The sequence below is a fragment of the Salinicola sp. genome, assembly GCF_982684285.1.
Window position 1 is genome coordinate 24,149 of record NZ_CEXLVS010000004.1, and the last position, 25,794, is coordinate 49,942.

Genomic DNA, 25,794 nt, shown 5'->3' on the forward strand with positions numbered 1-25,794 from the left:
AGGAGCCTGTCGCGGCCATGCGCGATTCGAAGCCAACGCTTGGCGCGGACGGTATCGAAGCACCATCACGGAAACGGCTGCCCAAGGGCAGCCGTTCTTGCGTGGAGCCGATCGCACATGAGGTTGCAAACCGGCCCTGATCAGAAACTCGCCGTGATCATGGTGCCCGCCACCCAGGCATTGTCGACCGAATCCACCGCCGACGGATTGGCCACGTACTGCAGGTTGGGCCGTAACGTCAGGTAGTTGGTCAGGTTGAAGCTGTAGTAGACCTCGGCGTCGTATTCGTGACCCTGACGCGGTAGGGGCGAGAGCGAACCGGCCGGCGTGGCATTGTAGTAGCCGACATAATCGTTGACGTCGTCGTTGACGTGAAGATACGCCAGGCCGATGCCGGCGTCATCCTGCGGACGCGCATCGAACGGCCCTGCGTAGGTCGCGCCGATCGAGACGTAGCGATCGATGCCCGCGGTGTCACCGTTGTTGGCGTTGCCCATGCTGAACAGCGTCAGGCCACGATCCGCGTTGCCGCCACGCTGGGTCACCTGCTGCTGGACCACGTAGTAGAGCCCGGTGTTGGTGTCACTGGTGCGGGTATCCGGACCATCGCCATAGGCGCGATTCTCCACGTTCTGGGTGTAGAAGCCGAGTTTGTAGGCGCCGGCCATGCCATCCAGCTTCGGCGTGTAGCCCACTTCCACGGGGAACAGGGTGCCCTCGGTGCCGCTGGTGCGCAGGTCGAAACCGTTGTCGTTATCCAGGTTGCTGTCGTTGATGTTGAAAGCACCGACCTGGGCATACCATTCTGGGGTGAAGTTGGCACGGATCACCGCCGCCCACTGGGCGATCGGCCAGTTGTAGATGTTGTTACCCCAGTTGCCGGGCTGGGCGCTACCAAAGGCAAGGTTCTGGAAATTGCTGTCGATGGTGGCGAAGTCGTCGCCGAACGGGATTCGCCCGAGCTTGACGGCGAGCGCGTCATTGAAGAACCGTTGGCGATACCAGAACTGGGTCAGTCGTGTGACCGGCCCGCGCCCCTGGACTTCCTGCACCGACGAGCCACCAACGGTGGCGCCGGGATCGCTCATCCGGGCATTGACGCTGTGACCGTTGCGATTGGTGACGGTGACCTGAAATTCAGCAGCGGGAATGCCAGCGAGCTTGTCGAGATCGAAATTGGCACCGACCGCGAACTGGTCCGAGTATTTCGCCACATGGCTGTCGTGATAGCCGCCATCGAGGATCGTGGCCGCCTCGCCCACGTAATCGAAGTCGAAGGAGATCCCGGCGCTCTCCAGTGCCGTGCGCTCGCCTCCCCAGTCCCCCAGCAGATAGGGCGAATCCGGAGAAAACGCCGAGTAGGCCTGCGCCGGGCCGATGATTCCGAGACCGCCCAACAGTAACGCCGATGCCCCACCGATTCTGATGACCCGCAACGTGACATCCATCATGACCTGAACTCCTGAAAAAATAATTAGCACGTTACTAATGCGCCAGGAATGATAGTCCCGGCGGCCCCGCTTCGATAGCCGGTCGAACCGCTTCAGGCGACAAAGACGACTAAAGGATGAAGCGCCGTGACCGGGGAGTACCGCGGCGACAGGGTCGAATGTCGTTTTCGGTGGTCATGGTGTCATTGCCGACATCCCTCCACCCGGCGCAGACTGCCTGTCGAACTCCACCGGACGATGCCATGACCCACACCGTCGACCTGTTCGTCTATCCGGACTGCCAGTTGCTGGACGCCAGCGGCCCCTGGCAGGTCTTCGCCAGCGCCAATACGCTGCTGGGCCGGCCGCATTACGAGCTCCGCCTCACTGCCATCGAACACGGCGAGGTCCGGACCAACGGCGGCATGACGCTGGTCGCCACCCATGCCTTGGGAACGCCGTCGCCGGCCACGACCATCCCGAGCGGCACGCTGCTGGTGGCCGGCGGCCATGGCGTGCATGAACTGGACGACACCGTCATCCGCAAGCTCGCCGAACGCGCCGCCTCGGCGTCCCGGGTCGGCTCGATCTGCAGCGGGGCCTTCGCGCTGGCCAGAACCGGACTGCTCGACGGCTGCTGCGTCACCACCCACTGGCGTCAGGCCGAACGCCTGGCGCGGGAGTTTCCCGGGATCGACGTCGCGGCCGATGCGCTCTACCGGCAATGCGGCAATCTCTACACCAGTGCCGGTGTCACCGCCGGCATGGATCTGGCGCTCGCCCTGGTCGCGGCGGATCACGATCATCGCCTGGCCAGCGAGGTCGCCCGCGAGCTGGTGATGTTCCTGCACCGGCCCGGCGACCAGGCGCAATTCAGCGAAGGCCTGCGCTGCCAGCTCGCCAGCCATGGCAGGCTGCGCGCGTTGGTCGATCGCGTGCTGAACGATCCGCTGGCCGACTGGAACAGCGACAGTCTGGCCGCGGCGATGGCGGTGACACCACGCCACTTTCAACGCCTGTTCCGCCAGCAACTCTCGATGACGCCGGTGGAGTTCCTGACCCGGCTGCGGCTGGAGTCGGCGCGACGGCTACTGGCCGAGAGCGATGCCCCGCTGGCACGGATTGCCGACCATTGCCGCATCGGTGGCGCCGAACAGCTGCGCCGCCAGTTCCAGCGCCGCTACGGACTCGCGCCCAGCGCCTACCGCGCCCGCTTCGGCCGCCCCCTGCCCAACCCGGCCCCGACCCATGCCAGCAACCGAGACGCCTCATGACGACCTCCGCACCTTCCCGCCTGCCGCTCACCGTCTGGGGTCTGGCGCTATGCCAGGCGCTGCTGGTCAGCGGCAATATCCTGCTCATCGCCGTCTCGCCGCTGGTGGGCAGCCAGCTCTCCGGCGATGCCGACTGGAGCACGCTGCCGGTCGCCGCCCAGTTGCTGGGATTGACCGCAGCGACACTCCCCTCCGGCTGGTTGACCGCGCGCCTGGGGCGCAAGCGCACTTTCCTGATCGGCAACGGCGCCGGACTCATCGGCATCGCCATCTGCCTGCTGGCGCTGAAGAGTGCCGCCTTCCCGCTGTTCAATCTCGGCACCTTCGCCATCGGCATGAGTATCGGCGCCGGCATGCTCTACCGCTTCGCCGCCATCGATGCGGCAAGCCCGTCGCAGCGCGATCGCGCCCTCAGCCTGGTGATGGCGGGCGGTGTCATCGCCGCCTTCGCCGGGCCCTGGCTGGCGCGCTACACGCAACACGCCTTCGCGACGCCGTTCCTGGGCTGTTTCGTCGGCCTGGCGGGACTCTACGTCCTGGCGCTGCTGCTGCTCTCGCGGCTCGAGCTGCCTTCGCCCCGGGGCGCGGTGGACGGTGAATCGCCCCGCCGCCCCGGCCAGCTACTGCGAGAGCCACGACTGCTGGCGGCGGTGGTCATCGCCACCTTGAGCTACGCCACCATGAACCTGGCCATGACCGCGACGCCGCTGGCCATGACCCATGCCGGCCACGGCTTCGGCGACGTCACCAACGTGATTCAGTGGCACATCCTGGCGATGTTCGCCCCCTCGTTCGTCACCGGCGACCTGACCCGGCGCTTCGGTCACCGGCCGATGATCGCCGTGGGTTCGGCGGCCCTGCTGGCCAGCCTGCTCTGCGCCCTGCTTCCGACCACGTTCTGGACCTTCGCGATCGGGCTTTTCCTGCTGGGCCTGGGCTGGAACTTCACCTTCCTGCCCGCCAGCGCCTGGCTCACCACGACCTATCGGCCCGGCGAGGCGCCTCGCGTCCAGGCCATCAACGACTGCGCGGTCTTCTCGCTGACCACCCTCTCCGCACTGCTGGCCGGCCCGCTCAACGCCTGGCTCGGCTGGCAGACGCTCAATGTCATGTTGATCCCGCTGGTGGCGGCGATGTGGGCCGTGCTGGTGCTGTCTCGAAACGGTGCAAGAAAAAGCCCAGCGCGAAGCTGGGCTTGATGGATGTGCGTCGACGGCTCAACGCGCCTCTCGCGGCCGAACGATTCTCGCGGCTTCCATGAACTCATCGGCCCGCTCGCGATTGGCCCGGGTCACCAGGCTGACCGCCGCGAACAGCACCAGCGCGACCGGCAGCGCCCAGATACCCGCCGGCAGCCCCAGTGGTTTGACGCCGCTCAGGTAGAGATAGATGACGACCGCGCCGCCGCCGACGATGCTCGCCAGCGCCCCCGTCGCCGTGCCGCGCTTCCAGTAGAAGGCACCGATGATCGCCGGCACGATCACCACCAGGCCCGTCGAGGCCGCCACGGAGAGCACTGCAATCAGGTTGAGTTGAAGCTCCGCGAACAGGAAGGCGAGAATCGCGATGACCGGCAGCACCCACTTGCCCACCCTGAGCTGCTTCGCCTCGCTGGCATCGGCGACGACATTGGCGTAGACGTCCCGCGACAGCATCGAGGAGAGCGTCAGCATGATCGAGTCGATGGTGGAGATCGCCGCGGCCAGAATACCCACCATGACGATCACGCCGAGCACCGGCGGCACGTGCTCGGAAGCCAGCAGCGTCGGTGTCGCCAGATCGGACTGGCGCAGATCGGGGAACGCCACCAGCGCCGAGAAGCCCCACAGCACCGAGACCACGGTGTAGATGAAACCGAAGATCAGAAAGCCGATCAGCATCTGGCGCATCGACCTGAGCGACGCCGGCATGAACAGCCGCTGGCTGACCTGGGGGTTGGAGAGGCTGAAGAAGAACCACGGGATCGTCAGCCCCAGAAACGTCGTGAAGCTGAACAGGCCCGGCCCGGGGACGCTGAGAGAGGCCGGGTGCTCTCTGGCCAGCGTGTCGAACAGTGCCAAGAAACCGCCGAGCGAATGGACCACCAGCAGCGCCACCAGCGTCGAAGCGACGATCATGAACAGCGCCTGCAGCGAATCGGTCCACATCACCGAACGAATCCCGGCGATATAGGAGAACAGGATCGCCAGCAGCGTCGACACGATCACCCCGGTGGTGAACGAGATCGCCCCGCCGCTCATGCCCGCCAGCAGGTAGCCGACGCCCGCCAGCTGCACCGCGGCATAAGGAATCAGGAACACGCAGCTGGCGACGGCGGTCGCCACCGCGACTTTCCCGTTGCCATAGCGATGGCCGAGCATTTCGCTCGGCGTGACGAAACCGAAACGCTTGCCCACCGCCCAGAACCTGGGCCCGAAGATCGCCACCAGAGACACCCCGGCGAAGTAGACGATCTCGAACCCGAACGCCCCGACGCCGCCGGCGTAGGTGAGCCCCGCCAGCCCCACCATCATGAACGCACTGTAGGTCGTGGCGCTGTAGCTCAGCGCCGAGACGAAGCCGTTCATCTGACGGTTGCCCAGGAAATAACCCGACATGTCGACGCCGGGGCCGTTGGTCACTCTGGCGCGAGAGAGAAAGGCGACCCCCAGCCCTACGATCAGGTAGATTCCGACCGCGCCCCAGATCAACTCGATCGTCATCGCGACACCTCGTCGTCGGCCGCTCGCTCGTCCGCACGCGACGCCGTGGAGGGGAAGGAGCGAGTGATCATGATATTGGCCACGATGACCAGCACGCCGACGACGCACCAGAACAGGAAGCTGCCGTACCAGGCCTGGACCTGACCGAGCAGGCCATACGGCACGACGTAACAAGAAAGGACCAGAATCCAGACGCCCCATATCCAACGCCGAGCACTCATTGGCGATTCCCCTGCTATGTTTTTAGACAGAATGTTGCTGGAAAGTGCTTTCCTGGGATGCTGCCGCGGATTCCCGACATTTCGCCATCGGCCCTGCGCGATCCGCTGCAGCGGTCATGATAACGCGATAGTCTCGGGAACGATGAAACCGCAATGGATTTTTCGATGACGACAACGCATGTTCCCGCCAGCGTGGCCCCCCTCTGGCAGATGGACCCCATGGCACTCGACGCGCGACTGCGTGACTTCCTGAGCGAGGATATCGGCCACGTGGACCTGACCGCGACGCTGATGATCGACGAAGACTCGACCGGCCGGTTCGAGATGCGGGCGCGTGAGCCGATGACCCTTGCCGGGCTCTCGGTGGCGGCCCGGGTGTTCTCGCTCTACGACCCGACCATCGACATCGAAATGTCGGCGACGGACGGCGAGACGGTGGCCGAGGGCACCACTCTGATGCGATTGCAGGGCCCTGCTCGCAGCCTGCTGACCGTGGAGCGGACGGCGCTGAACCTGATCCAGCACCTATCGGGTATCGCCACTCTCACTGCGCAGTATGCCGAGCGGATCGCCGACACCAGGGCGCAACTGGTGGATACCCGCAAGACCACCCCCGGCCTGAGAGCGCTTGAGAAACATGCCGTGGCCTGCGGCGGAGGTCGCAACCATCGGCTAGGCCTGGACAGTGGCGTGATGCTCAAGGATAACCACATCGCGGTCTGCGGGAGCATCACCGCCGCCGTGGCTCGAGCGAGATCGCGCGTGCCGGTGCTGACCCGCATCGAGGTCGAATGCGACCGGCTCGACCAGGTCGAAGAGGCGCTGGCGGCCGGTGCCGACATCATCATGCTCGACAACATGTCGACGACGACGATGAAAAGCGCCGTCGAGCTGGTGGCCGGCCGCGTGCCGCTGGAAGCCTCCGGCGGCGTGCGCCTGGAGACCATACGCGACATTGCCGAGACCGGCGTCGATTTCATCTCGGTCGGACGTCTCACCCAGTCGGCGCCGGCCGTCGACATCGGCCTGGACGATGTACCGGACGACCTTGTCCGAACGCCACTCTCATCGCCCGTGTCGCCGCGGTGCAATTGATTCGATGTCCTCCACCGACATCAACAACACGGCCACCGTGGCCGCCTTCGAGTCGCTCATGGCGGAGCTGCTGGATCAGGATTTCGGGCTGCGCAAGCCACCCGTCATCACCTTCTGGTGCGGCGCGGGGTTCTCCAAGGCCTGGGATCCCCGCTCGCCCACGGATGGCGAGCTGTTCGCCATCGATCTCGACGATATCCAGGATTTTCCCAATCTTCGACACGTGATGCATGTGATCGGCTGGGAGGACTACCGTCACCTGGATTTCGAGCGTTTCAAGAACCTGCGCTACGTGCTGGACATGCAGGTGCGCTATCCCGATATCCGCAACCGCTATTTCGACGACCAGAACCTGCGACTGAGCATCCACGAGCTGCGCACCCTGGTGATGCGTCGTTTCACGGCGGCCTGCGACATCCACAACGTGGATGACAGGACGCTGCGCTTCACCTCGCCGTACGACAGCGACGGCCAGCGGGCGATCACCCGGTTCTTCGCCGCGCTGGAAGATCGCGCCGGCCAGGCCGGCCTCGGCGAGAACTGGCCGCTCTACCACTTCCTGACCACCAACTACGACTTCACCATCGAAACCATCCTGGAGCATGTCTACCGGCAGCAGGCGCCGGTATTCGGCAGGCTCTACCGGGGCATCACCCCGCAACGCATCTGCGGCGGCTCGATCTGGGAGCACTTGCCACGCACCGTCGACCGCAACGTGATCAAGATCAACGGCGGTTTCGAGATCCTGCCCACGGCGCAGGGGTTCGATTTCGAGTATCGCCGTCGCAGCGACACCCAGATTCGGCAGGAGCCCCCGCTGCTGATCCTGCCCTCCCAGGTCCAGGACTACGACGAACCCTACTTCCACCAGGTCTTCCCCAAGGCCGTTCGCCTGCTGCGGGAGACCGACGTGCTGGTGATCGTCGGTTACAGCATGCCCCAGGAGGATTCGCTGGTACGCTTCATCCTGCGCCAACTGGCGGAGAGTCCCAATGACGCCAAGGGCAAGCACGTATTCGTCATCGACACCAAGAATCATGCAACCATCAAGTCACGGCTCGAGGAGATGTTCTTCTATCTGCCACGCACCGGCTGGCCCCGCGAGCACTACTACAGCGGCCGCTTCGAGGATTTCTGCCACAAGGTGACGAGCGCATGAGCCCAAAAGTCCGGGAGTGCTGCCGGATCCTCCGAAACGGCGGCGACGACCCGCCATCGCTCGAGGATCCGACCCCCATATCGACTACGCTAGGTGACTTCCTCATCCGTGTCTGAGGCCATCCCCATGATTCGAACGGACCCCGCCCATGCAACACCTTGATCTACAGGTACTCGACGCGGCGCTCGAATGGGCCAACGACGGCGAGACGATCTGGCTCTGCAGCGTACTGGCGACGTTCGGCTCGTCGCCGCGCGAGCCCGGCTCGATGCTGGTCGCGAAAGCGGACGGCAGCCATGTCGGCTCGCTCTCCGGCGGCTGCATCGAGGAGGATTTCCTCGGCAGGATCGCCGAAGGGCATTTCGTCGATGCGCTGTCGGTGGTTCGCTACGGCGAAGGGGCCGACGAATCGCCCCAGGTCTCGCTGCCCTGTGGCGGGATTCTGGATGTGCTCGTCGAGCGCCTGACGCCGGATGCCGAGACCCTGACGCACCTGGAGGTGCTTCACGCGACCCTGCTCGGCCAGCGCTCGCTGGTGCGCCGAATCGACCTGGAGAGCGGGCGCAAACGCTTCGTCGAGGCCGGCGAGAACGGCCCCCGTGTCGAGCGCGACGGCGAGGTCATCCACCTCCGCGTGGGGCCGGCGCTGCGCCTGATCATCGCCGGGATCTCGCCGGTTTCCCGCTTCTGCGCCGAATTCGCCCGTGCGCTGGGCTTCGAGGTGATCGTCTGCGATCCCAGGGAAGAAGCCCGGCGCGATTTCCCGATCGAGGGAATCGAGCTGCAGTCGGGGCTGCCGTCGCTGTTCATCGGCTCCGGCGCCGCGCATGCCGCCACCGCCATCGTCGCGCTGACCCACGACCCCCGGATCGACGATCTGGCCATGATCGAAGCCGTGCGCACGCCGGCGTTCTACATCGGCGTGATGGGGTCGAAACGCACTTCCGAAAAGCGGGCCGAACGCCTCAAGCGCTCCGGCGGGCTGGACGACGACGCCATCGCGCGCATCCAGATGCCGATCGGGCTGAACCTCGACAGCAAGACGCCGGCCGAGATCGCTCTCGCCGTCGTCGCCGATGTGCTCCGCGTGCGACGCGGCAAGTCACGCCATGAGCTCTGACTCCCAGACCGAGCCGCCAGCCGTCGTGGCGCTGGTCATGGCGGCCGGTGTCTCCCGGCGCTTCGGTGGCGACAAGCGCCGGGCCAGGCTGACGGACGGTCGTACCCTGCTGGCGACCACGCTGACGACGGTCGCCCGTGCCTACCCCCGCTGGTGGCTGGTCACGCGCCCGGGGGACGACCTGGAACCGGGAGAGGCGTTCGATCCCGCCCGCCACCGACGACTGATCGCCGACCATGCGCGGAACGGGCTGGGGGGGAGCCTCGGCGACGCGTTTCGTCATCTGATCGTTGAAGAGGAGACGGCGATCGCCGCCGCCGTGGTGCTGGCCGACATGCCGTGGCTGAGCGCCACCACCTGTGCGCGACTCGATATTCACGCTCGTCCCGAGCGTATCGTCATACCCTGCCATCAGGGACAACGCGGTCACCCGGTGCTGTTCGGCCGCACTTTCTGGCCGGCGCTGGCACAGCTGAAGGAAGGAGACGGCGCGAGAGCCATCGTGAAGGCGAATCGCGAAGCCGTTCATCTCGTCGATGTCGACGACGAGGGTATCTGGCGGGATATCGACACGCCCCAGGACCTGCCCGATCCGCCATGAGGCGCGCGCCGGGTCAACCGAAGAACTTGTCCCAGGCCAGCAGCCCCCAGGTCACCGCCGCCATTCCCAGCGCCAGCATCACCGCCGCCGAGCCGATATCCTTGGCACGCCCCGAGAGCTCGTGATGCTCCGGGCCGATCCGGTCGACCACCGTCTCCACCGCACTGTTGAGCAGCTCGACGATCAGCACGAAGATGCAGCTGCCGACCAGCACCAGCCACTCGACGGGATTCTTGCCGATCCACCAGGCAAAAGGCACCAGCACGATGCAGAGCGCCACTTCCTGGCGAAAGGCGGTCTCGTTGCGGAATGCTGCCACCAGCCCCTTCAGTGAGTATCCGGTGGAGTAGACCAGATGGCGAAAACCGGTATCGCGAGATTTCATGGATGTCCGTTGCAGTCGGGTTGGCGACTGCCCTCTAACGTGACCGAGTATCGGCGCGCTGCCGTGTATAGGCGACGATGGTAGCAGAGCCGCATGCCGACATCATCGCCGTTGCGCAATGCGCTCGACTCATGGAGCCCGGGACGACGCGGGACGTGGCTGGCTCCCTGGCCGCCCGGCCTTTATGCTGGCACGACACCAATACGACGCCGCGTCACGTTGCCAACAGGGTCAATCATGTCCGAAGCCAATCCGCTCTATCCTGCTCTCGAACCTCACGCCAGCGGCCACCTGGATACCGGTGACGGCCACCAGGTCTACTGGGAGCGTTGCGGCAACCCGGACGGCAAGCCGGTGGTCTTCCTCCACGGCGGCCCGGGCGGCGGCTGCAAGCCGATCCACCGTCAGCTGTTCGACCCCGCGCGCTACGACATCCTGCTGTTCGACCAGCGCGGCTGTGGCCGTTCCACGCCCCATGCCAGCCTCGACAACAACACCACCTGGCACCTGATCGAGGACATGGAGCGCCTGCGCAGGATGATCGGTGCCGAGCACTGGCAGGTGTTCGGGGGCTCGTGGGGATCGACGCTGGCGCTGGCCTACGCCGAGCGACATCCGGATCGCGTCAGTGAGCTGGTGCTGCGCGGCATCTTCACCATGCGCCAGCAGGAGCTCGACTGGTTCTACAAGCATGGGGCCCGCAACATGTTCCCCGAGAAGTGGGAGCGGCTGGTGGAGATTCTGCCCGAGGGGCAGCGCGACGATATCATTCCCGCCTTCCACGAACGGCTCATGGGCAACGATGTCGAACGCCAGCTCGAGGCCGCCCGGCGCTGGAGCGTGTGGGAAGGCGAGACCTCGAAGCTGATCCCCGTCGACGCCAGCGACTCCCATGCCGCCGATCACTTCGCCCTGGCCTTCGCCCGGATCGAGAACCACTACTTCGTCAACAAGGGCTTCTTCGAGTTCGATGATCAGCTACTGCGTCAGGCCGATCGCCTGACCGGCATTCCCGGCGTGATCGTTCACGGCCGCTACGACATGGTCTGCCCGCTCCGCAACGCCTGGGACCTGGCCAAGGTGTGGCCGGAGGCGAACCTCGAGATCATCGAGGCGGCAGGTCACGCGTTCAGCGAACCGGAGATCATGGCCGCCCTGGTACGGGCGACCGACCGGCTCGCCGATCGTCGATGATTCGAGGTCACGGACCGCGAGCGTGAAACACGACGAACGACGGGAAGCCGCCGGCTTCCCGTCGCTGCGAGCCGAGCCGACTCAGTTCTGGGGGCGTTGCTTGGTGGCGTCGAGCCCCGTCTTCTTCTCGGTGGTCAGCTTGGTGATCTCGGCGGAGCTCTTGATGGCACGGTCGAAGACATCTTTCAGGTCGGCCATCGTGCCGGTACTGCCCAGCGCGCCATTGGCCGCATCCTGAAAGTTCCAGTGACCGGACAGGCCATCCGCGTTCGGATTGTCGAGGGTCTCGATAGCGGTGTAGACATCGGGATGGCTCAGCATATAGCTGGCGGCCGCGGAGACCTCCGGCGGCGTATTGCCGCTGGTGTCGTTGGCCAGCGCCTCGAGATCGCTTTTCCATACCGCGCCACCATGGTCCTTGACGTAGTCCGCAAGGATCTTGCTGGACTGGGAGACGCAGAGTTGATCTTCGAAGGAAGAGAAGGAAGACGGCTGGTTGGCGGGGCTGTTGCCCGTCGGCGTCACACTAGACATCGGCTTTTTCCCTGGCAGAAGTTCGTTTCGATGATTGTGGCGCGGCTCCATGACATCGGCATGAACCTCGCGCGTTCTGCTGGCTCCCGTGCAACGGGGCAACTCGATTATGAAACGTCGCAAGCGCCGCGAGGGGGTCGAAACGTGTCATTGATCGACACAATGAAAACCAACCGTCATCAGGCGTAACACTAGGATACGTTACGCGACTGGCGAACTGCCCCGCTATTGCGGTTCAGGCCGGCATCCTCTCGACCGCGAGGTCGATGATCGTCGCCGCAACGGCCTGCGCCCGCGGCACCACCGTTTCCAGCCGGCAGTACTCGTCGTCGGTGTGCATCTTGGCGCCCACCGGGCCAGTGCCGCAGAGCGTGGGAATACCGAGGCTCGCCGTGGTCCCCGCATCCGAACAGCCGCCGGTGAACTCGCCGCCGACGTTGAAGCCAAGCTTCTCGGCCTGGGCCCGGTAGCGCGCGAACAGCGCCTCGCTCATGGCCGGCTCCATCGGCAGGAAGCCGGAGGTCTGACGGATCGTCGCCTGCGTTCCAGGAATCTCCTCCTCGGCAATGATCGTCTCGATCGCCGCCAGCAGATCGAGCCGCTGCTGGTTGGTGACGAAGCGCGTGTCCAGCTGTGCCGTGGCCGAGGGCGCCACGGTGTTGCGCGACACGCCCCCCTCGATCAGACCGACGTTGGTGGTCACGCCGCTGGCGTAGTCGGTCAGCGCATGGAGCTTGACGATCTTGCGCGCCAGCGCTTCGATGGCGCTGGCGCCGTCGGCATGGCTGACGCCCGAGTGGGCCGCCTTGCCGGTCACTTCGATCAGAAAGGCCGCTCCGCCCTTGCGGCCGGTGACCACGTTACCGCTGATGCGCCCCGGTTCGGCGTTGAGCACGGCCCGCGCGCCGCTGGCCGCTTCGCGAATGAAGGCAGTACCGTCGCGGGAGCCGATCTCCTCGTCCGCCGTGAACAGCGCCCGCACCGGGAACGGCAACGGCGCCAGCCGCTTGAGTGCCCGCAGCACGAAGATATTGAGCACCAGCCCCGATTTCATGTCGGCGACACCAGGACCGAAAGCGGTATCGCCCTCGCGGGTGAAGCCGCGCTCGGCGACGGTGCCGGTCGGAAACACCGTATCGCGATGCCCCATCATCAGCACGTGGCCGGCGCCTGCATCGCCGCCGTCCCCCTCCAGTCGCGCCTCGAGAATATCCCCGGCGTCCGGGCGCGGCGTGCGCGTCACGGCAATTCCGTCGGCCTCCAGCCAGCCCACGATGACATCCGCCACCGCATCGGTGCCGGCCTTGTCGTAGCTGTTGGAATCGATATCCACCAGTGTCTGCAGGCACTCGATCATCTCCGCCTGCCGCCCGGCCAGCCACTCGCAGGCCGTGGCCATCATCGTCTTCGCGTCGGTCAGCGGTGCCATCGTTCGCGCTCCTTATTGATGTCTCGACCCTGCTCGGCCAGATCCCACCATAACCCGGCCATGATACCCAGACCTTCCCTCAGGATGCTCGCCAATGCGTGCTCGTCGGGGGCGTGCTGGGAGCAGGCCGGGTAGGAGTGCGGCACCCACAGCGTCGGCAGTCCCAGCGTCTCGGCGAAGACATCGTTGGGCAGCGAGCCGCCCAGGTTGGGCAGCAGCGTCGGTGTCTTGCCGCTGGACTCATGCATCGATGCCAGCGCCCAGCGGACCCACGGGTCGGTCGGGTCGAGTCGCGTGGCATTCATCTGCGACATCCGCGCGCTGCTGACCTCCACATCCTCGAAGCCGTGAGCGTCGAGATGCCGACGCAGATGTTCGAGGAAGCGCTCGCGGTCACTGCCGACCACGAAGCGCAACTGGCAGTGCGCGTAGGCCTCGCCGGGAATGGCGTTGACGGGCGCATCCGGGTTGCCGGCCTTGATCGCCAGCAGCTCCAGGGTGTTCCAGGCGAACAGCCTTTCCGCCGGCAGCAGGCCCGGTTCGCCCCAGCTCGTATCGATCGCCGGATCCCCCGGTGTCGCCCCGACCTCGAGCGAGGCAACGGCGTCGCGAACCGGCGCAGGAATCGCCGGCGGGCGCAGGCCCTCGATCAGGATCTTGCCGTGGGCATCGACCAGCGTCGCCCAGGCGTTGGCGAGCCGGGTGGCCGGATTGGAGAGCACGCCCCCCCAATTGCCCGAATGATGCGCGCCGTCGCGGGCGCGCAGGCGCAGATCGAAGTTGAACGACCCGCGGGAACCGAGAAACAGCGTCGGCGAGTCCGCCGACAGCCGCGGCCCGTCGGAGGCGATGAACAGATCCGCTGCCAGGCGCTCGCGATTGGCTTCGCAGACCGCCTTCAAGCCCGGTGAGCCGGTCTCCTCCCCCATCTCCAGTATCAGTTTGACGTTATAGCCGAGTGTTCCGCCACGCGCGTCGATGACGCTCGCCAGCGCCGCGAAATTGAGCGTGTGCTGGCCCTTGTTGTCGGCGGTGCCGCGGCCGTACCAGCGTTCGCCCTCGACCACGATCTGCCACGGCGACAGCCCTTCCCGCCACTGCGTATCGTAGCCCCGCACCACATCGCCATGGCCGTAGGTGAGCAGCGTCAAAGCCGCATCGGCCTCGATTCGCTCGGCCAGCAGGAACGGCCCGAAACCGTCCACCGGGTTGTCGACGACCTCCCAGCTGAATCCCAGTTTCTCGATATCGGGAATCACGAACTCGGTCAGGTAACGCCGCAGCTCGCCGTCGCGCCCCACCTCCTGGCTTTCACTGCGCACCGCGACACGGGCGTCGAGCTGTCGCAGGAAGTCGCCGCTGTCGAAGGCTTGCCAGGCGTGTTGCAGCGCTGTTGCTCGCGCCATGAATCTCTCCTCATTGGATACGAATAGGATTGAACGGGCCGTCGATCGCGACGAACGGACTCAAGCCAGATGGCAAGCGACTCGGGCGTTGTCGCCACGGATATCCTCCAGTCGCGGCCGTTGTTGACAACAGACCGCCTCAGCCTTGGGGCAACGCGGGTGAAACGCGCAACCGGCGGGCGGATCGCTCGGGTCCGGCATGGCATCGCCCAGCCCGATATCCGGCACGCCCAGTCCCGGCTCCGGGGTCAGCGCCGAGTCCAGCAGTGCCCGGGTGTACGGGTGGCGCGGGGCGCCGAAGATCTGCGCCCGCGTTCCCTCCTCGACGATACGCCCCAGGTACATCACCGCGACCCGATCCACCAGATGCTCGACCACGGCCAGATCGTGGCTGATGAACAGATAGGTCAGCCCGAACTCGGCCTTGAGATCCAGCAGCAGGTTGAGGATCTGCGCCTGGACCGAGACGTCCAGCGCAGAGGTCGGCTCGTCGCAGATCACGATATCCGGACGCATGATCAACGCACGGGCAATGGCCACGCGCTGGCGCTGGCCGCCGGAGAGCTGGCCCGGGAACTGGTCGGCGGCGCGTCGGGGCAGCCCGACCACATCCAGGGTTTCGGCCACGCGTGCCGCCTGCTCACGGGACGTACCGATGCCATGCACTCGCAAAGGCAATCCGACGATCTGGGCGATCCGCTTGCGCGGGTTGAGCGAAGAGTAAGGGTCCTGGAAGATCGGCTGAACGTGCCGCGCCAGCGCTTTCTGGTTGGCGCCCTGTAGCGGCTTGCCATCGACCAGCACGTCACCCTCGCTCGGCGTCGTCAGCCCCAGCAGCATCTTGGCCAGGGTGCTCTTGCCGCAGCCCGACTCCCCCACCAGGCCCATGACCTGGCCACGGGGAATCCGCAGCGAGACATCGCTGACGGCGCCCAGCGCGCGTCCGCGCCTGAACAGCCCGCCGCCCAGCGTGAAGGTTTTCGACAGTCCGCAGAGTTCCAGCGCCGGCGGCGTTCGAGATGTCGATGCGGCGTTCGGCGTCGTCGACGACGGGCGCGGTCCGGCTATCTCGGTGGTCGAATGGACGTTCATGACATCGTCTCCGGTTGACGGGGCGCCGGTACCGGCCGGTCGGCGTAGTGACAGCGGGCCCGGTGATCGCCGGGCAGCGACATCAGCGGTGGCGTCCGTTCACAGGTCGGCTGCGCCTGCGGGCAGCGATTGCGGAAGGCGCACCCCTCGACGTCACCGACCAGACTGGGCACCACGCCGGGGATCGCCTGCAGCCGACTGCCGGGGGGTGTCTTGCCCGGTGCGGGGATACAGCTCAGCAGCCCGCGCGTGTAGGGATGGCCGGGATCGGCATAGAGTGCCGGCGTGGGTGCGGATTCGATCACCTCGCCGGCGTACATCACCGCCACCCGATCGGCGATGCGCGCTACGACACCCAGGTCGTGCGTGATGAAAATCACCGCGGTGCCGAACTCCTGTTGCAGCTCCCGCAGCAGGCGCAGGATCTGGGCCTGGATGGTCACGTCGAGGGCCGTGGTGGGCTCGTCGGCGATGATCAGGTCGGGTTCGCACATCAGCGCCATGGCGATCATCACACGCTGGCGCAGCCCGCCGGAGAGCTGATGCGGATACTGCTCGAGGCGGTCCTTGGCGGCGCTGATGCCGACCCGTTCGAGCAGATAGATCGCCCGCTCCCGCGCCTCCTGCCAGCTGACGCCGCGGTGGCGGATCAGCCCTTCGCAGAGCTGATTGCCCAGCGTGTAGGCCGGATTGAGCGCGGTCATCGGCTCCTGGAAGATCATCGCCATGCGCGCCCCGCGCAGGTCGCTGCGGCGACGTTCGGAGAGCGTGGCCAGATCGATCCCGTCGAACTCGAGACGATCGGCACTGAGCCTCGCCTTGCGCGGCAGCAGACCCATCAGGGCGAGCGAGGTCATCGACTTGCCGCAGCCGGACTCCCCCACCAGGCAGAGCATCTCGCCGCGCTCGACATGGAAGTCGATCCCGCGCACCGCGTGCAGCGTACCCGCCTCCACCGGCAGATCGACGCGCAGGTTGTTCACGTCCAGTAATGGCATCAGTTGCGCCCTCCCGGTGCGTTGAGATCCCGTAGTCCGTCGCCGAGCAGGTTGATCGCCAGCACCAGCACGAACAGCGCGATACCGGGGATCGCGATGACCCAGGGCTGGAAGAACATGTAAGCCTTGCCCTCGGCGACCATCAGCCCCCAAGACGGCAGCGGCGGCTGCACGCCCATGCCGAGGAACGACAGCGTCGCCTCGAGCAGGATCGCGTGGGCCATCTCCAGGGTCATCACCACGATCAGCGAGCCGGCGATGTTGGGCAGCACTTCCCGCAGCAGGATGTAGGGCAGCGAGCAGCCCAGCGTGCGCGCCGCATAGACGTACTCGGCATCGCGCATCTGCTGGGTGACCGAGCGCGATACCACCGCGAAGCGGTCCCACAGCAGCAGCCCCAGCAGCAGGATCACCGTGGTCAACGAGCCGCCGGTGAGCGAGGCCAGCGCCAGCGCCACCAGCACCACCGGCATCGCCAGGCGGGTGGTGATGACGTAGCTGATGACCGCATCCACGCGGCCGCCGAAATAGCCCGCCAGCACCCCCAGCGTGGTGCCGATGAGACCGGAGATCAGCGCGGCCACCAGCCCGATGGTCAACGAGATGCGCGTCCCGAACAGCAGTCGGCTCAAGGTGTCGCGGCCCAGCTTGTCGGTGCCCAGCACGTGTGCCCACGAGCCCTTGTCATGCCACACCGGCGGCACCATGCGGTTGGCGATGTCCTGATGATAGGGATCATGGGGGGCCAGCAGCGGCGCGAAGATGGCGACCAGCACCGCCAGTGCGACCAGCACCAGGCCGATGGCCAGCCCGCGATGGCCGAACAGCCTGCGGGTCACCCGCGCCCACGCCGGCGCCGGCAGCGGCATCTCGCCCAGGGAGGCAGCGGAGGTCGCGGCTGAAGAGACGCGAGGCGAAACGTTCGAAGTCGTCATGTCGCTCTCCTCAGCGGGTACGGATACGGGGGTCGAGCGCGGCGTTGGCGACATCCGCCAGCAGCGTCAACACGATGTAGAACAGCGCAATGATCAGCACCACGGCCTGCACCACGGGATAGTCGTTGCGCGAGATGGCATCCCAGGCCAGCTGTCCCAGGCCGTTGAGCGAGAACACCGATTCGATGACCACCGAACCGCCGAGCATGAAACCGAGCTCGACGGCGGCCAGCGCCACCACCGGGATGACCGCGTTGCGCAGCGCATGCTTGAAGATCACCGAGCCGGCGCGCAGCCCCTTGGCGCGGGCGGTGCGGATATAGTCGGACTCGAGCACCTCGAGCATGCCGGTCCGGGTCAGTCGCATCATCGCGGGCGTGGCGTAGTAGCCCAGCGCGATGGCCGGCAACACGAAATGCTGCCAGCCGTCGCTACCGGCGGCCGGCAGCCACTGCAGCGTCACCGCGAAGACCACGATCAACGTCAGGCCGAACCAGAAACTCGGCATCGCCTGCCCCACCACGGCGAACAGCAGCGCCAGCCGATCGATCCAGGTGTCGCGCTTGAGCGCTGCCAACACGCCCAGCGGAATCGAGATGCTCACCGCCAGCGCCAGCGCGAGGCCGCCCAGCGTCAACGTGATCGGCATGCGATCGGCGATCAGCTCCACCACCGTGCTCTGGTAGTAGTAGGAGCGGCCGAAATCGAAGGTCAGCGCACCCCCCAGCCAGTCCAGGTACTGGCTGACGATGGGCCGATCGAGCCCGTAATCGACGCGGATCTGCTCGACCTGCTCGGCGGTGGCCTCCGGCCCGGCGATCGACGTCGCCAGGTCGCCGGAAAGATGCAGCAGCATGAAGCTGACGACCGAGATGGTCAGCGCCACGCTGATCGCCACCAGAACCCGGCGGATGATGAAAGTGCCCATGGAACCTCCTCACGCCACGCAGCCTCGTCAATCCAGCACGGGGCCACGCCAGCGGGTTACGGATATCGAAAGCGTTACTTCCAGCTGGCCTCGGCAAAGCGCGGCAGCTCATCCGGATAGGGCGTGAAGTTCAGATCGGCGGTATAGGCGTAGTAGGTGGAGTAGGAGAACAGCGGCGCCCAGTAGGCCTGTTCCGAGATCCGCTGCAGCGCCTTGCGATAATTCTCCTTGCGCACCTCGGGGTCGACGGACGTATCGGCGGCGTGGAGCCACTGCTGGACCTGCTCGTCCTGCCAGTGATCGTCGGCGCCGCCGCCGAAGTAGACGCTGGTGAATGCGGAGACATCGTTGACCGAGTAGGAACCCCAGGTCTTGAACGACATGTCGGTGTTGCCGCCGCGCTGCTGCTCCAGCAGGGCCGGCGAGGTCATGAAACGCAGATTGGCGCGAATGCCGACGTTGCGCAGATCGCCGATCATCGCCTCGGCGTAGTCCCGCTCGCGATAGGCGTAGAGATTCAGCTCGAAGCCATCGCCGTAGCCGGCGTCCGCCAGCAGTTGGCGGGCCTTGTCGGGGTCGTAGTCGTACTCGACCACGTCCTGGGTCTCGCAGCCGAACTGGGCCGGAAAGCATGGCGCATAGAGGGGGCGACTGCCGCCCCGCACCAGGTTGTCGGCCATGCCCTGGCGGTTGATCGCGTGATTGATCGCCTGGCGAACCTCGAGCTGACTCAACGGTGAGTTCTCGCGCGTGGCGGCATCGAAGGAGATGTACCCGACCCGCATGGTCTCGCCGCTGTCCACGGTCAGGTTGGGCATGCCCTGCATCTGCTCGGCCTGATCCGCCGGGACGCGCCAGATCCAGTCGACCTGACCGGTCATCAGCTGCGCCACGCGGGAATCCTGATCGGGAATCACCTTGAACTCGAGCTTGCCGATGTGCGGCTTGCCGATGGGGCTATCGGCGAAGTAGTCATCGTTGCGGACCATCTTGACGCCTTCCCCCGGCGTCACTTCGGTAATCCGGTAGGGGCCGGTACCGATCGGCTGCTTGCTGAAACCTTCGAGGCCGACTTTCTGGAAGTACTGATCCGGGAAGACCGGAAGCGGACCGGAGAGATATTCCAGCGCCGCCGGGAAAGGCCCGTTGAGATGGAAGCGGACATGGGTGTCGTCGATCTTCTCGACGCTCTTGATCCAGTCGGTGTTCTGGCGGGTGACCACCTTCGAGTCCGGCGACACCACGTAGTTGAAGGTGAAGACCACATCATCGGCGTCGAACGGCTCGCCGTTCTGGAACGTCACGCCCTGACGCAGCGTCATCTCCAGGGTGGTGTCGTCGACCCAGTGCCACTCGGTGGCGAGCATCGGCTCGTAGTCGTTGGTCTCGGGGTTGCGGTAGATCAGCGTATCCCAGGCCAGGTGCGAGATGATCACCCCTTCCCGCAGATTGTTGTGATACGGACTGATGTTCTCGGGTTCGCTGTCGGAAGCGTAGACCAGCGTATCGTTGGCCTTGTTGGCCAGTGCCGGCAGCGACAGGCAGCACAGCGCCGTGCCGGCCACGATGTGGCGAAGCGTCAGGTTGGAGCGCATTTCGACCTCATTGTTGTGTTGTTGGCTGAGAGCGTGTTGTTGGCTGAGAGCGTATCGTTGGCTGAGAGCGTGTTGTTGGAGCATCCATACCGCCGGCGGTGTCGTGCCGGAGATCAGGTCTCGTGTCGAGCGATACCCCTTCGGCCGACACCGTTTTCATCGAAGCTATCGAACGCCTACCCATGCCACAAGTACAATGTTTAGAACCAACCGTTGCCATTTCGGCAAAGGTTAATAAAAACAACATCCACCACAGCCGTGGACGAAGCCGAGGAGAGCACAATGGCAATGAACAGTCGCGCCCTTCAGGAAACCGCGCTGCGCTACTTCCTGGCAGTGGTGAAAAACGGCTCGATCAGCGAGGCGTCGCTCAAGCTCAACGTCGCGGCCTCGGCGATCAGCCGCCAGATCGCCCGGCTCGAAACCGAGCTCGACACCCAGCTGTTCGAGCGCCGTGCCAGGGGGATGGTGCCAAGCGCCGCCGGGGAGCTGCTCGCCGCCCATGCCAGACGCATGCAACTGGAAACCGACCGGATTGCCAGCGAGATCCAGGCACTGCAGGGGCTCGAGCGCGGCACGGTGCGCCTGGCCAGCTCGGAAGGGTTCGCGGTGGATTTCATTCCCCTGGCGATCGCCCGGTTTCGGCGCCGCTATCAGGGTATCCAGTTTCGGCTCAGCGTCAGTTCGCCCGCCGAAGTGACGCGCCGGATACGCGAGGGTGAGGTGGACATCGGACTCACGTTCAGCCTGGCGCCGGAGCGCGACATCCAGGTGGAATCGCGTCAGCGATCGCGCATTCAGGCACTGATGGCCCACGACCACCCGCTGGCCGGTCGACGCGAAGTGAAGCTGTCACAGTTGCAGCCCCACCCTATCGCCCTGCCACCCCCGGAGACCACGCTGCGCCAGCTGTTCGACATCTGCTGCAGCCAGCAGAACCTGATCTTCGAGTCCGTCTTCACCAGCAACTACACCGAGGCGCTGGTCAACTTCGCCATGCTGGGCGGCGGGATCGCCCTGGCCGGCGAGATATCGATTCGCCATCGGCTTCTCCACGATCGGCTGGTCGCGGTACCGATCCGCGATACCGGCATGGATGCACGACACGTGGAATTGCAGACCCTCGCCAATCGCACCCTGCCGGCGGCTACCGGGGCATTCGTCGAGCATCTCAAGGGGATGATGGAAGCCGGCAGGCCGTAACGCGTCTCAGCCGGCGTGGCACTTCTTGAACTTCTTGCCGCTGCCGCAGGGGCAAGGGTCGTTACGCCCGATGTCCTTCATGGCGTTACGTACCGGTGCCTGCGCTTCATGGTGGTGATGCTGGCAATGCGGGCCATGGACGTGACCTGGGCTGTCGTGGCCATGGTCGTGATCGTGCTGGCAGTCTGGGCCGTGGACGTGTGGCTGGGTCATGGGGCGATACCGTGTCGAAGGGAGGATAACCGAGGCGCGATTATCCTCCACCGTTCGCAACGGCGCCATCGTCTCGCGGATCGATAGCGCTACTTGAGCTCGATCTCGACGAACACGAATTCGAAATCGTTGGCATTGACCACGTTGTGCTCGGCGCCCTTGTCCCGGTAGTAGGAGACGCCAGCTTCCAGCGTCGAGAACGTATGACCATCCAGCGTCTCGAGCTCGAGCTTGCCGGTGGACTGCGGCACCACGACATAGTCGCGATCATGCGCGTGCCAGCCCGTCTCGGCGCCAGGAGGGAAGCGCCACTCGGTCACCACGACACGCTCATTGTCGATCTGTACGGTTGGCTGGGCCTGGGGGCGCGAAGCGCTCATGCAACTCCTCCTCTGTCGAAATCGTGGGGTACGCCGGGCATCGACGCGATCTTGCCGATGCCCGACCGGGTCGTCAGTAGCCGTGGCGCTCGAGGATCGCCTCCTGGTCCTGCGCCGGATGGCCATAGAACCTCAGCAGCTGTTCCGCCCGGTTGGTGAAGAAGCCGTCGACGCCGCGCTGCCGGTAGCGTTCGAAGTCGGCCGGCTCATCGACCGTGTAGAGATGCACCAGCATGCCGTCGTCGTGAGCCATGCCGATCATCCATGGCTCGGCCAGCTCCATGTAGCTGAACTGGCTGCTGAAAGGTCCGTCATGCTCGGTCTGGACCGCCGACGGGCCGATGCCGAGCGCGCCATGATCCCTGGCGAAGTCGAGCCAGGACCGGAAGGCTTCCGGCGAGGCCACCTGCTGGCGCGCGTAGTAGTCGGCCTTGCTCTCGTCCTCGCCCTGCGGCTCGCTCGGCGCGGCCTCGATGCCGCCCTCGCCCAGCCACAGCAGCAACACCCGCGGCACCTCCGGCATGGTCTGTTCCAGGGCTTCGAGGCTGGCCCTGGAGAAGGTCTGCATGACCAGGCGTCCCGGACCGTCGCCGACCTTCACCGCCCCACCCTCCGCGGCCGGCCGGGTCTCGGCGGCATCGCCCAGCCAGCCACGCGCCTCGAGCTTCTCGCGCAGGTCCTGTTCGATCTCCGGGAACTGCTCGGGCACCTTGGTCTCGATATAGAGTCCCGGATGGTTGTCGCCGTTTTCGGCGATGTCGATCACCTCGTCGAGCGTCAATATCTCGAGACCCGAGTAACTGTCGCGGGCACGCTCCGGATAGCTCGCATTGAACCAGCTGCCGGCGTCGAGCTGCTTGAGCTCGTCCAGGGTAAAACTCGATACCGGCGCGTCGGCGCGGTCGGGAAACACCTCGGCCACATCGGTATTGCGGCCCAGGGTATTGTCATGCACGGCTACCAGTACGCCGTCACTGGTGCGCTGCAGGTCCAGCTCCAGGTAGTCGACTCCCAGGTCCCGCGCCAGCAGATAGGCGGGCCGGGTCGATTCCGGCGCCTGGTAGGACGCTCCCCGGTGGGCGATCACCGCATCGCAGGGTATCGGAATCTTGGTGCAAAGCGTCGAACCTTGGGGGCTCGCCCCGTCGTCGGCCTGGGCAGCCGCGAACGGCAGCATCAGGCTCAAGCCGCAGATCCGCAGCCAGTGTCGCTTCGCCTTGATCATCGTCGTCTCCTCGGGGGTTGTCGGGGTGCTGCAGGGAACGTTCCGACCACGGCTAACGCATGATCTCCACGCTATGTCGCGTGGCGGCCATCAACTCGCCGAAAGCGGCCACGGCCGCTTCCACATCGCGCTGGCGCATCGCCGCCAACAGCGTCAGATGGTGCGGAAAACTGGCATCGAAGACCTGGTTTCTGTCCTGCGGCGTCTGCCATGACACATAGAGCTCGGAGTGAATCGAGCGTATCAGTTCCACCAGCACCTGATTGTGACTGGCGCGATAGATGGCGAGATGGAACGCCGAGTCCGCCTCGTGGACGCGCAGGAAATCGTCGGCCGCGCGGGCGACCCGGTAATCCGACAGGTACTGTTCCATCTCGTCGAACTGGGCCTCGCTGGCGTGCCGGGTAGCCAGTGCGATGGCCTTTTCCTCCAGCACCAGGCGCACATCCAGCATTTCCAGCAGGTGGCGCCGCGCATCCGTCACGTGCAGGCGCGAGAACAGGCGGAAGGTCTGCTGGTCGCTGACATAGATCCCCTTGCCGTTGACGACCTGGATCACGCCCTCGGCCTCGAGCCGCTTCAGCCCCTCCCGCAGCGTGGAGCGCCCCACCTGCAGACGCTGCATCCATTCGGCCACCGACGGCAGTCGATCCCCGGCCGCCAGCCGCTGCTCGGCAATATAGCTGCCGATCTCGCCGGCTACCGTGTCGGATAAGTAGAGTCTTTTCATCACTGTCCCGCTGATGCCGCTGGGCGGCCGTAGGCAAAAACGGTAACCACAAACCCGCTTAGGTTCAATTGAAGCGCCTGTCGCGCTGTGATAATTCTACCTATCAGACAGGCTGACACCTGAATTCTCCACGACCCGAACTCTCTGCTCACCGACCCTGGCGATTTTCATGACGCTCAACGACAACGCCTCCGAGGCCGCTCGGGACTCCGAGATCTGCACCCACGCCTTCGAGGAGCACGAACGCTATGAGGGGGCGATCGCGCCCCCCATCTACCAGACCAGCCTGTTCACGTTCCCGACGCTGGAACGCTTCACCGAGGTGATGCGCGACGAGCGCAGCCATTTCGTCTACAGCCGCGGCCTCAACCCGACCGTCAAGCTGCTCGAGGACAAGCTCGCCGCCCTGGAGCGGGGGGAGATGGCCAAGGCCTTCGCCTCGGGCATGGGCGCGATCAGCGCGATGATGATGACGCTGCTCGACCAGGGCGACCATGTGCTGCTGGTCAACCAGGCCTACGGCCCGACGCGCCAGCTGCTGGAGCAGATGGCACGATTCGGCGTGAGCTTCAGCGAGACCGGCGGGAGTCGCGGCGAGGTCGAGACGGCTCTGCGGGACGATACCCGGTTGATCTACATCGAGAGCCCCTCGTCGATGCGCATGGCGCTGGCCGATCTCGACGGCATCGCCGAACTGGCCCGAAGCCGGGGCGTGCTCACCGCCATCGACAACACCTGGGCGACCCCGCTATACCAGAAGCCGCTGACTCACGGCATCGACCTGACCCTGCACACGCTCTCCAAGTACATCGGCGGCCACAGCGACCTGGTCGGCGGGGTCGTCGTCGGCCGGCGGGAGCTGGTGGCACCGATCTTCGAGCACGGCCACCAGTTGCTGGGAGCGGCGCTCTCGCCCCACAGCGCCTTCCTGGCCCTGCGCGGCCTGCGCACGCTGCCGATCAGGATGCGCCAGCACCAGGCCAACGTGCTGGAAGTCATCCGCTACCTGGCGACCCAACCCTCGGTGGCGGGACTCCACCACCCGTGCCTCGCCACCGGCGAGCAGGCGGCGTGGGCCGAGAGACAGCTGAGCGGCCACGCCGGACTGCTCAGTTTCGAGATCGTCGATCCGTCCTATGTCCGCATCGCCGGTTTCATCGACACCCTGCGCGTCTTCCGCATCGGCGTGAGCTGGGGCGGCTACGAGTCGCTGGCCATCTCCCAGCGCCAGCCCGACGACACCGGCCCCGCCCTGATCCGCCTGGCGATCGGCCTGGAGGACGTGCAATCCCTGCTCAACGATCTGGAGCGCGCCTTCCGCACGCTGCAATAATCCCGCCACGTCAACCGGAGACGCCACGATGGCCACCACCCGACAACAACAACCCGGGTTTATCGCCTCGCTCGGACTACTGCTCGTCATTGCCGCCACCATCATCTACGGCATCGTCATCGCGGCGTATGAAACGGAGATGGTCCTGATCACCGTCGGCGTCCTGTCGACGCTGTTCGCCGTCGCCCACGGCCGCCGCTGGGACGACATCATGACCATCCTCGCGGACAAGATCCGCACCGCGACCATCGCCATCCTGGTGCTCTACAGCATCGGGTTGATCATCGGGACCTGGCTGGTAGCCGGCGCCATCCCCTACTTCATCTACTACGGCCTGGAACTGATCGACCCCGGCTATCTCTACGTCATGGCGTTCTTCGCCACCGCCATCGTCTCGACCTGCACCGGCACCTCATGGGGGTCGGCAGGCACCATCGGCGTGGCGATCATGGGTATCGCGGGGGCCATGGAGATCAACCTGGCGATCACCGCCGGCGCCGTCATCTCGGGGGCCTACTTCGGCGACAAGCTATCGCCGCTGTCCGATACCACGATCATGGCCTCGATGGTGGTCAAGGTGGATCTCTACCGCCACATCCGCTACCTGATGTT

The 25,794-nt window shown here is 65.5% G+C and carries 26 protein-coding genes; 10 read left to right on the plus strand and 16 right to left on the minus strand.

Annotated elements, in window-relative coordinates:
• Positions 1–140: 140 nt before the first annotated feature.
• Entirely contained in the window at positions 141–1,451 is a 1,311-nt protein-coding gene (locus AC3AYF_RS00835; protein ID WP_487779298.1) for a carbohydrate porin, read from the minus strand.
• Between the two features lie 242 nt (positions 1,452–1,693).
• Here AC3AYF_RS00835 and AC3AYF_RS00840 point away from each other — a divergent pair, with 242 nt between their 5' ends.
• Both AC3AYF_RS00840 and AC3AYF_RS00845 read left to right on the plus strand, forming a co-directional pair.
• Positions 1,694–2,704 (plus strand): GlxA family transcriptional regulator, encoded by a 1,011-nt coding sequence (locus AC3AYF_RS00840; protein WP_487779299.1) that lies wholly within the window; start codon positions 1,694–1,696, stop codon positions 2,702–2,704.
• Positions 2,701–3,903, plus strand: coding sequence for an MFS transporter (locus tag AC3AYF_RS00845; RefSeq protein ID WP_295035538.1), 1,203 nt, complete (start codon positions 2,701–2,703; stop codon positions 3,901–3,903). The genes AC3AYF_RS00840 and AC3AYF_RS00845 overlap by 4 nt, the downstream gene beginning before the upstream one ends.
• Before the next feature lie 18 nt (positions 3,904–3,921).
• Here AC3AYF_RS00845 and AC3AYF_RS00850 read toward each other — a convergent pair whose 3' ends face one another.
• Positions 3,922–5,406, minus strand: a complete 1,485-nt coding sequence (locus tag AC3AYF_RS00850) for a sodium:solute symporter family protein (protein WP_295035536.1) — start codon at positions 5,404–5,406, stop codon at positions 3,922–3,924.
• Positions 5,403–5,627, minus strand: coding sequence for a hypothetical protein (locus AC3AYF_RS00855; protein WP_295035534.1), 225 nt, complete (start codon positions 5,625–5,627; stop codon positions 5,403–5,405). The genes AC3AYF_RS00850 and AC3AYF_RS00855 overlap by 4 nt, the downstream gene beginning before the upstream one ends.
• Positions 5,628–5,792: 165 nt before the next feature.
• Between AC3AYF_RS00855 and nadC the strand changes: the two genes are divergently transcribed.
• The 4 genes from nadC (at position 5,793) to AC3AYF_RS00875 (ending at position 9,602) form a co-directional block, all read left to right on the plus strand.
• Entirely contained in the window at positions 5,793–6,722 is a 930-nt protein-coding gene (gene nadC / locus AC3AYF_RS00860; protein ID WP_295035532.1) for a carboxylating nicotinate-nucleotide diphosphorylase, read from the plus strand.
• A gap of 4 nt (positions 6,723–6,726) precedes the next feature.
• Positions 6,727–7,881, plus strand: a complete 1,155-nt coding sequence (locus tag AC3AYF_RS00865) for an SIR2 family protein (RefSeq protein WP_295035531.1) — start codon at positions 6,727–6,729, stop codon at positions 7,879–7,881.
• A gap of 148 nt (positions 7,882–8,029) precedes the next feature.
• Positions 8,030–9,001, plus strand: a complete 972-nt coding sequence (locus AC3AYF_RS00870; RefSeq protein ID WP_487779300.1) for an XdhC family protein — start codon at positions 8,030–8,032, stop codon at positions 8,999–9,001.
• Positions 8,991–9,602, plus strand: a complete 612-nt coding sequence (locus AC3AYF_RS00875; protein WP_295035527.1) for a nucleotidyltransferase family protein — start codon at positions 8,991–8,993, stop codon at positions 9,600–9,602. The genes AC3AYF_RS00870 and AC3AYF_RS00875 overlap by 11 nt, the downstream gene beginning before the upstream one ends.
• A 13-nt stretch (positions 9,603–9,615) precedes the next feature.
• Here AC3AYF_RS00875 and AC3AYF_RS00880 read toward each other — a convergent pair whose 3' ends face one another.
• Positions 9,616–9,987: a diacylglycerol kinase gene (locus AC3AYF_RS00880; RefSeq protein WP_295035526.1), complete on the minus strand. Its 372-nt coding sequence runs from the start codon at positions 9,985–9,987 to the stop codon at positions 9,616–9,618.
• A gap of 237 nt (positions 9,988–10,224) precedes the next feature.
• On the opposite strand from AC3AYF_RS00880, the gene pip reads away from it, so the two are divergent.
• The gene (gene pip, locus AC3AYF_RS00885; protein ID WP_295035524.1) at positions 10,225–11,181 is read left to right on the plus strand and encodes a prolyl aminopeptidase; all 957 of its coding nucleotides are present in this window, start codon (positions 10,225–10,227) and stop codon (positions 11,179–11,181) included.
• Positions 11,182–11,262: 81 nt separating this feature from the next.
• On the opposite strand, the gene AC3AYF_RS00890 is transcribed toward pip, so the two are convergent.
• The 8 genes from AC3AYF_RS00890 to AC3AYF_RS00925 form a co-directional block, all read right to left on the minus strand.
• Positions 11,263–11,715, minus strand: coding sequence for a hypothetical protein (locus tag AC3AYF_RS00890; RefSeq protein WP_487779301.1), 453 nt, complete (start codon positions 11,713–11,715; stop codon positions 11,263–11,265).
• A gap of 235 nt (positions 11,716–11,950) precedes the next feature.
• Positions 11,951–13,144, minus strand: a complete 1,194-nt coding sequence (locus tag AC3AYF_RS00895; protein WP_295035520.1) for a M20 family metallopeptidase — start codon at positions 13,142–13,144, stop codon at positions 11,951–11,953.
• Positions 13,132–14,550 carry a M20 family metallopeptidase gene (locus AC3AYF_RS00900; RefSeq protein ID WP_295035518.1) on the minus strand — a complete coding sequence of 473 codons (1,419 nt, stop codon included), beginning with the start codon at positions 14,548–14,550 and terminating at the stop codon, positions 13,132–13,134. Before AC3AYF_RS00900 ends, AC3AYF_RS00895 begins: the two co-directional genes overlap by 13 nt.
• Before the next feature lie 60 nt (positions 14,551–14,610).
• Positions 14,611–15,642, minus strand: coding sequence for an ABC transporter ATP-binding protein (locus AC3AYF_RS00905; RefSeq protein WP_295035516.1), 1,032 nt, complete (start codon positions 15,640–15,642; stop codon positions 14,611–14,613).
• A complete protein-coding gene (locus tag AC3AYF_RS00910) occupies positions 15,639–16,640 on the minus strand; it encodes an ABC transporter ATP-binding protein (protein WP_295035514.1) in 1,002 nt (333 codons plus the stop codon). Before AC3AYF_RS00910 ends, AC3AYF_RS00905 begins: the two co-directional genes overlap by 4 nt.
• Positions 16,640–17,575: an ABC transporter permease gene (locus AC3AYF_RS00915; protein WP_487779302.1), complete on the minus strand. Its 936-nt coding sequence runs from the start codon at positions 17,573–17,575 to the stop codon at positions 16,640–16,642. Before AC3AYF_RS00915 ends, AC3AYF_RS00910 begins: the two co-directional genes overlap by 1 nt.
• A 10-nt stretch (positions 17,576–17,585) precedes the next feature.
• Positions 17,586–18,503, minus strand: coding sequence for an ABC transporter permease (locus AC3AYF_RS00920; RefSeq protein ID WP_295035510.1), 918 nt, complete (start codon positions 18,501–18,503; stop codon positions 17,586–17,588).
• A gap of 74 nt (positions 18,504–18,577) precedes the next feature.
• A complete protein-coding gene (locus tag AC3AYF_RS00925) occupies positions 18,578–20,098 on the minus strand; it encodes an ABC transporter substrate-binding protein (protein ID WP_295035509.1) in 1,521 nt (506 codons plus the stop codon).
• A 282-nt stretch (positions 20,099–20,380) separates the two neighbouring features.
• On the opposite strand from AC3AYF_RS00925, the gene AC3AYF_RS00930 reads away from it, so the two are divergent.
• Positions 20,381–21,301 (plus strand): LysR family transcriptional regulator, encoded by a 921-nt coding sequence (locus tag AC3AYF_RS00930; protein WP_295035507.1) that lies wholly within the window; start codon positions 20,381–20,383, stop codon positions 21,299–21,301.
• Positions 21,302–21,307: 6 nt separating this feature from the next.
• Here AC3AYF_RS00930 and AC3AYF_RS00935 read toward each other — a convergent pair whose 3' ends face one another.
• From AC3AYF_RS00935 to AC3AYF_RS00950, 4 genes are all read right to left on the minus strand, one after another.
• Positions 21,308–21,514 (minus strand): SEC-C metal-binding domain-containing protein, encoded by a 207-nt coding sequence (locus AC3AYF_RS00935; protein WP_295035505.1) that lies wholly within the window; start codon positions 21,512–21,514, stop codon positions 21,308–21,310.
• Between the two features lie 89 nt (positions 21,515–21,603).
• Positions 21,604–21,894 carry a cupin domain-containing protein gene (locus AC3AYF_RS00940; protein WP_295035503.1) on the minus strand — a complete coding sequence of 97 codons (291 nt, stop codon included), beginning with the start codon at positions 21,892–21,894 and terminating at the stop codon, positions 21,604–21,606.
• Between the two features lie 73 nt (positions 21,895–21,967).
• A complete protein-coding gene (locus AC3AYF_RS00945; protein ID WP_295035502.1) occupies positions 21,968–23,119 on the minus strand; it encodes a glycerophosphodiester phosphodiesterase in 1,152 nt (383 codons plus the stop codon).
• Positions 23,120–23,171: 52 nt separating this feature from the next.
• Positions 23,172–23,849, minus strand: coding sequence for a FadR/GntR family transcriptional regulator (locus tag AC3AYF_RS00950; protein WP_295035500.1), 678 nt, complete (start codon positions 23,847–23,849; stop codon positions 23,172–23,174).
• 169 nt (positions 23,850–24,018) lie between these two features.
• Here AC3AYF_RS00950 and AC3AYF_RS00955 point away from each other — a divergent pair, with 169 nt between their 5' ends.
• Positions 24,019–25,182, plus strand: coding sequence for a trans-sulfuration enzyme family protein (locus AC3AYF_RS00955; protein ID WP_295035499.1), 1,164 nt, complete (start codon positions 24,019–24,021; stop codon positions 25,180–25,182).
• A 28-nt stretch (positions 25,183–25,210) separates the two neighbouring features.
• Positions 25,211–25,794 (plus strand): Na+/H+ antiporter NhaC family protein (locus AC3AYF_RS00960; protein WP_295035497.1); only part of this gene is annotated, 584 nt, incomplete at its 3' end.

Bases quoted from the DNA above. Each gene is read 5' to 3' on its own strand.
- AC3AYF_RS00835 (WP_487779298.1), bottom strand. From the start codon at position 1,451: ATGATGGATGTCACGTTGCGGGTCATCAGAATCGGTGGGGCATCGGCG.
- AC3AYF_RS00840 (WP_487779299.1), top strand. From the start codon at position 1,694: ATGACCCACACCGTCGACCTGTTCGTCTATCCGGACTGCCAGTTGCTG.
- AC3AYF_RS00845 (WP_295035538.1), top strand. From the start codon at position 2,701: ATGACGACCTCCGCACCTTCCCGCCTGCCGCTCACCGTCTGGGGTCTG.
- AC3AYF_RS00850 (WP_295035536.1), bottom strand. From the start codon at position 5,406: ATGACGATCGAGTTGATCTGGGGCGCGGTCGGAATCTACCTGATCGTA.
- AC3AYF_RS00855 (WP_295035534.1), bottom strand. From the start codon at position 5,627: ATGAGTGCTCGGCGTTGGATATGGGGCGTCTGGATTCTGGTCCTTTCT.
- nadC (WP_295035532.1), top strand. From the start codon at position 5,793: ATGACGACAACGCATGTTCCCGCCAGCGTGGCCCCCCTCTGGCAGATG.
- AC3AYF_RS00865 (WP_295035531.1), top strand. From the start codon at position 6,727: ATGTCCTCCACCGACATCAACAACACGGCCACCGTGGCCGCCTTCGAG.
- AC3AYF_RS00870 (WP_487779300.1), top strand. From the start codon at position 8,030: ATGCAACACCTTGATCTACAGGTACTCGACGCGGCGCTCGAATGGGCC.
- AC3AYF_RS00875 (WP_295035527.1), top strand. From the start codon at position 8,991: ATGAGCTCTGACTCCCAGACCGAGCCGCCAGCCGTCGTGGCGCTGGTC.
- AC3AYF_RS00880 (WP_295035526.1), bottom strand. From the start codon at position 9,987: ATGAAATCTCGCGATACCGGTTTTCGCCATCTGGTCTACTCCACCGGA.
- pip (WP_295035524.1), top strand. From the start codon at position 10,225: ATGTCCGAAGCCAATCCGCTCTATCCTGCTCTCGAACCTCACGCCAGC.
- AC3AYF_RS00890 (WP_487779301.1), bottom strand. From the start codon at position 11,715: ATGTCTAGTGTGACGCCGACGGGCAACAGCCCCGCCAACCAGCCGTCT.
- AC3AYF_RS00895 (WP_295035520.1), bottom strand. From the start codon at position 13,144: ATGGCACCGCTGACCGACGCGAAGACGATGATGGCCACGGCCTGCGAG.
- AC3AYF_RS00900 (WP_295035518.1), bottom strand. From the start codon at position 14,550: ATGGCGCGAGCAACAGCGCTGCAACACGCCTGGCAAGCCTTCGACAGC.
- AC3AYF_RS00905 (WP_295035516.1), bottom strand. From the start codon at position 15,642: ATGAACGTCCATTCGACCACCGAGATAGCCGGACCGCGCCCGTCGTCG.
- AC3AYF_RS00910 (WP_295035514.1), bottom strand. From the start codon at position 16,640: ATGCCATTACTGGACGTGAACAACCTGCGCGTCGATCTGCCGGTGGAG.
- AC3AYF_RS00915 (WP_487779302.1), bottom strand. From the start codon at position 17,575: ATGACGACTTCGAACGTTTCGCCTCGCGTCTCTTCAGCCGCGACCTCC.
- AC3AYF_RS00920 (WP_295035510.1), bottom strand. From the start codon at position 18,503: ATGGGCACTTTCATCATCCGCCGGGTTCTGGTGGCGATCAGCGTGGCG.
- AC3AYF_RS00925 (WP_295035509.1), bottom strand. From the start codon at position 20,098: ATGCGCTCCAACCTGACGCTTCGCCACATCGTGGCCGGCACGGCGCTG.
- AC3AYF_RS00930 (WP_295035507.1), top strand. From the start codon at position 20,381: ATGGCAATGAACAGTCGCGCCCTTCAGGAAACCGCGCTGCGCTACTTC.
- AC3AYF_RS00935 (WP_295035505.1), bottom strand. From the start codon at position 21,514: ATGACCCAGCCACACGTCCACGGCCCAGACTGCCAGCACGATCACGAC.
- AC3AYF_RS00940 (WP_295035503.1), bottom strand. From the start codon at position 21,894: ATGAGCGCTTCGCGCCCCCAGGCCCAGCCAACCGTACAGATCGACAAT.
- AC3AYF_RS00945 (WP_295035502.1), bottom strand. From the start codon at position 23,119: ATGATCAAGGCGAAGCGACACTGGCTGCGGATCTGCGGCTTGAGCCTG.
- AC3AYF_RS00950 (WP_295035500.1), bottom strand. From the start codon at position 23,849: ATGAAAAGACTCTACTTATCCGACACGGTAGCCGGCGAGATCGGCAGC.
- AC3AYF_RS00955 (WP_295035499.1), top strand. From the start codon at position 24,019: ATGACGCTCAACGACAACGCCTCCGAGGCCGCTCGGGACTCCGAGATC.